This window comes from Pseudanabaena biceps PCC 7429 (assembly GCF_000332215.1).
Lineage (GTDB): Bacteria > Cyanobacteriota > Cyanobacteriia > Pseudanabaenales > Pseudanabaenaceae > Pseudanabaena > Pseudanabaena biceps.
On sequence record NZ_ALWB01000310.1, the window covers coordinates 1 to 4,657 of the forward strand.

2 protein-coding genes are annotated in these 4,657 nt (G+C 43.8%); both read right to left on the minus strand.

Features of this window, described 5'->3' with window-relative positions; translation table 11 throughout:
- Positions 1-36: 36 nt before the first annotated feature.
- Positions 37-2,511, minus strand: coding sequence for an MASE1 domain-containing protein (locus PSE7429_RS21410; RefSeq protein ID WP_009629463.1), 2,475 nt, complete (start codon positions 2,509-2,511; stop codon positions 37-39).
- Positions 2,512-2,559: 48 nt separating this feature from the next.
- Positions 2,560-4,530, minus strand: a complete 1,971-nt coding sequence (locus tag PSE7429_RS21415) for an ABC-F family ATP-binding cassette domain-containing protein (protein WP_009629464.1) — start codon at positions 4,528-4,530, stop codon at positions 2,560-2,562.
- Between the last annotated feature and the right edge of the window lie 127 nt (positions 4,531-4,657).

Below are 4,657 nucleotides of genomic sequence, written 5' to 3' on the forward strand. Positions count from 1 at the left end.
TTGCTACGCAAACCCTTCCTCAAAGCCCGTTTCAAATTATCCCGAACTCACGTTAAATATGACAGGCTCGGTGAGGTCAATTAATTTCTCAAACTGGAAATTACGGGCTAGTTTTGTTAGCGATCGCGCTAGGGAAATTTCTTCTTCGGGAATTTGATCGATTAACCCAATCACAATATTTTTGTCCGCTTCCATTGCTGCTTTGTATAACTGCATAATCCAGCTTTCGGACATAATTTTTAAATTTTCAGAAGTTAAGTTTATCTCTAGGGAAGAAGATTCTAGCTCCTGAGCGTGAGTGGGAATCTGTTCGTATAAATAGCTTACGCCAAGATGCTTCGCAAGGGTATCAAAAATCATCTGTTCGCTAAAAGGCTTGCGAATGAAGTCATCACACCCAGCCGAAAGCAGGATGGCTTTTTCTTCTTCTAAAACGCTAGCAGTGAGGGCAATTACAGCCGTCGCATTCCCTTTAATGGTGGACTTAATATGTTTTGTGGCTTCATATCCATCCATGATGGGCATTCGCATATCCATCCAGATTAGATGCGGTTCCCAGCGATCCCAAATAGCGATCGCTTCTTGTCCGTTACTCGCCTCTTGCACCTCAAAGCCCATCGGTTGCAATAACTTAATCAATAGTTGGCAATTAATGGGTTTATCATCGACAACTAAAATTTTGTAAGTGGGTTGATCGGGGGCAAGGGCTAAAGTCCGCATTTTGGGATTAGTATCAGCGATCGCTTCTTTACCCAACTGTACGGGAATTTGAAATTGAAAGGTCGTACCTTTACCAAGTTCGCTAGCCACGGTAATTTCTCCGCCCATTAATTGGACAAACCTTTGACTAATGGATAAGCCTAGTCCTGTCCCTTCTTGTTTTTCCTTTCCCGCTTGAGCTTGAGAAAACGAAACAAATAAATCTGACAACTCTTCAGGGGCGATCCCCACCCCTGTATCCCGAACGCTAAAATTTAAAGTGCAGTCTTGTTCGGCAACATCGATAGTTGAAACGAGCAGCTTGACATTCCCCATTTTCGTAAATTTGATGGCATTGCCAAGTAAATTAATTAAAACTTGGCGGAGCTTAACTTCATCAATACGGATAAAGCGCGGCACCCGATCATCTTTCACAAAAATCAACTCTATTCCCGCATTGGTCGCCCTTAGCTGGAGCATATCCTCCAAATCTTCAAGGAGATAGTACAAATCGCAATTTTGCCTATTGAGCGTTGTCTTACCCGCTTCAATTTTCGATAGGTCGAGAATATTATTGATTAATGTCAATAAATAATCACCACTGCGATTGATAATACTGACATTTTCATAATGTTCCCTTGGTAAGTCGTTTGTCCGCATCATGAGCTGCGAAAAGCCAATCACCGCATTTAATGGCGATCGCAGTTCGTGACTCATATTGGCAATAAAAGTACTTTTAGCCTGATTTGCCGCTTCAGCCTTAGCAGCTAGTTCTAAGGCTTTTGTTTCGCTCTGGCGCAACTCTCTAGTGCGATCTAAGACCCTCTGCTCTAAGTCGGCATTAGCCATTTGCAAACGGAGATTTGCTTTACGGTTTTCAGCAACGATCGCGAGAACAGCCATGGTTGCTACGGCAATTACGCCCATAAAAATTTGCAAAAGTAGCAGGGAATCTCCCTTTTCCATGGCTTTATAAAAAATCCCATATTTATAGGCTGTAGCCACTGAGGCGGTCATCCCCACAAGCATCACCAACAAAGTTGTTAACTTTGCCCCAAACCGAAAAGCCGACCATAGTAAAGGTGGTAATAATAGGTATTCGATTGGTTGGCTGTCATAAAAGGAAAAATAAGCAACGGCAATCAGACTCGTTATAGCTGTTAAGACTTCCCAACTTCGCCAAGATTGAATGGCACTATCCTGAAGCGATCGCAACCATGCCAATACTAAGGGCGCAAAGAGGAGAACCCCCACCGAATCACCAATCCACCAAGGCCAGAAAAAGCTCCAAAATCCGCCCTTGATATACATGCCCAGCAACATATAACTAGTGACTCCTGTGATCGTCTGAAGCACTGTCCCGCTAAATAACGAGCATAGGGAGAAGATAACTACATGGCGAACTTGCTTGAAGGGATAATTTGTACCCGTGAGGTGCAAAATCAAAGAGACTGTGATTAAGGAGCCAATGGTCGAACCTGAAGCGGTAAATATCGCTTGAATTGAAAGCCCACTGCGGTGGGAATTGAGATACAACGCCCCTAAGAAAACACCCAACCAGCGCGATCGCCCCCAAACTAAAAGCAATCCTACGATCACCCCCGCTCCAGGCCAAACAGGGGATGGTCCAATACTTTTGGCAATAATTGTATTAGCCGTGATCCTCGACACCACAAAATAGGCGATCGCGATGCAGAGCATCTCCATCCACCAGCGATGATTTTTAAAATCCAAACCAAATCGAGATAGATTCCAATTTGAACTACTAGTTGAATCACTAGATATCGTCTGGTCAGATTGAGCGGGTTTCATCACTGCAATGTTATGGGCGAAGCTATTAAACTAATAAGAATATAGCAGCTAAATTCGTTCAGCGAGTTCGAGCCATCGCTCGGTTGAACGATCAATTTCTTGGGTTAACTCGGCTAAACGATCGGACAGCTTTTGTAGTTCTTGATGTCCACTGGGAGGATTATGATAAAGTTTTTTCTCCACTTGGCTTTTTTCTTCTTCCAGTTTGGGGATTTTTGCTTCTAGCGATTCATACTCACGTTTTTCTTTATAGGAAAGTTGTGATGCTCTTTTGATCTCGGTTTTGGGCTTAGCGACTTCCGTCGTTGATGGAGTTAATGGTTTGGATGGAACCGAATTATTCGGCTTTTGCTCTTTAGCAGCTTTATGCGATAGTTCTTTGGTGACATTAGCATCCTTCTCGGCCTCCACTTCATCTTTTTTATATTCCAAGTAAACCGAATAATTGCCAGGATATAGACGGACTTCTCCAGCCTTCTCAAAAGAAAACACCATATCCACAGTACGGTCGAGAAAGTAGCGATCGTGGGAAACCACAATCACACAACCGTTAAAATCTTCGAGATATTCTTCTAAAACTGCGAGGGTCTGAACGTCAAGATCATTGGTCGGTTCGTCAAGAATTAAGACATTCGGAGCCGCCATCAATACTTTTAATAGAAATAAACGTCGCTTTTCCCCTCCAGAGAGTTTATTGATTGGTGCATATTGCTGATTGGGAGGAAAAAGAAAGCGCTCTAACATTTGCGAAGCTGTAATCACACTACCATCGGCAGTTTTGACTAATTCCGAAACATCCTTCAGATAGTCAATTACTCGCTGATTGCCATGTTCAGCGAGATCGTCCGAATGCTGATCGAAGTAGCCAAAATGGATTGTTGTACCAATTTCGACCGTTCCTTCGTCGGGCTGCAAACGTCCCGTGACAATATTCATCAAGGTGGACTTGCCAGCACCATTGCTACCAATAATGCCGATGCGGTCTTCGGGGGTAAAGTTATAGGAAAAGCCCTTAATTAAAGTACGATCGCCGTAGGATTTACCAATGCGATCAAGTTCGACCACTTTTTTGCCAATGCGCCGCCCTGCGGTGGTGATATCAACTTTCGCATTAGCCTGTTTGAATTCAGTTGCTTGCAGGGCATGGGCGCGATCGATGCGAGCTTTTTGTTTAGTACTTCTCGCCTTAGGACCTTTTTTGAGCCATTCCAATTCTCGTCGCAATAGTCCAGCGTGTTTGCGTTGTGTGCTTAATACGGATTCTTCGGCTTCAGCTTTTTTTTCTAAGTAATAGGAATAGTTGCCTGCATAGGAATACAAATCGCCGCGATCGATTTCAATAATCCGATTGGTAACTTTATCCAGAAAATAGCGATCGTGGGTAATGAGTAATAATGCACCACGATAGCGATTAAGGTAGCTTTGTAACCATTCCACAGAGAGCGCATCAAGGTGGTTAGTTGGCTCGTCCATTAATAAAACATCGGGAGCAGAGAGTAAGGCTGAGGCGATCGCAATCCGTTTACGATATCCCCCTGAAAGGCTCCCGATTTTCGCTTCGAGATCGTCAATTCCTAATTTGGTTAAGACGATTTTGGCATTGGTTTCCAAATCCCATGCGCCCGTTAGATCCATCCGTTCGGAGACCCGCGATAGCTGCTCTAGTAAACGATCCTGATCCCCATGTCCGTGGGTCAATTTATCGGAGATCTCCTCATATTCCTTAACCAATGCCATCTGTTCGCCACTATCGGCAAACACTTGTTCGAGTACGGTATTTTCTTCATTTAAGTCTGGTTGTTGTGGCAAGTAAATGATTTTGGCACTGGAATTGACCCATAGTTCGCCCCCATCGCTATGCTCAAGTCCCGCAATCATTTTGAGTAATGTAGACTTTCCCGATCCATTGGTTCCGATCAACCCAACTTTGTCGCCTTCATCGAGGCTAAAACTAGCATCCTTGAGGATTTCTTTGATACCAAAGTCTTTTCTGAGCGATCGCAGTGTAAAAAGTGCCATGCCTTGTAATTTATGATCTAAATCTATGATCTTTATGTCTTAGTTTAACTGCACTGCGTCTAAGTACCTCAGCATAATTAAAATCCAGAGCTAAAACCTGCGGTGCACGCGCAGCGTGCACCGCAGG

Coding starts and splice junctions, on each gene's coding strand:
- PSE7429_RS21410 (WP_009629463.1), bottom strand. CDS start 2,511: ATGAAACCCGCTCAATCTGACCAGACGATATCTAGTGATTCAACTAGT.
- PSE7429_RS21415 (WP_009629464.1), bottom strand. CDS start 4,530: ATGGCACTTTTTACACTGCGATCGCTCAGAAAAGACTTTGGTATCAAA.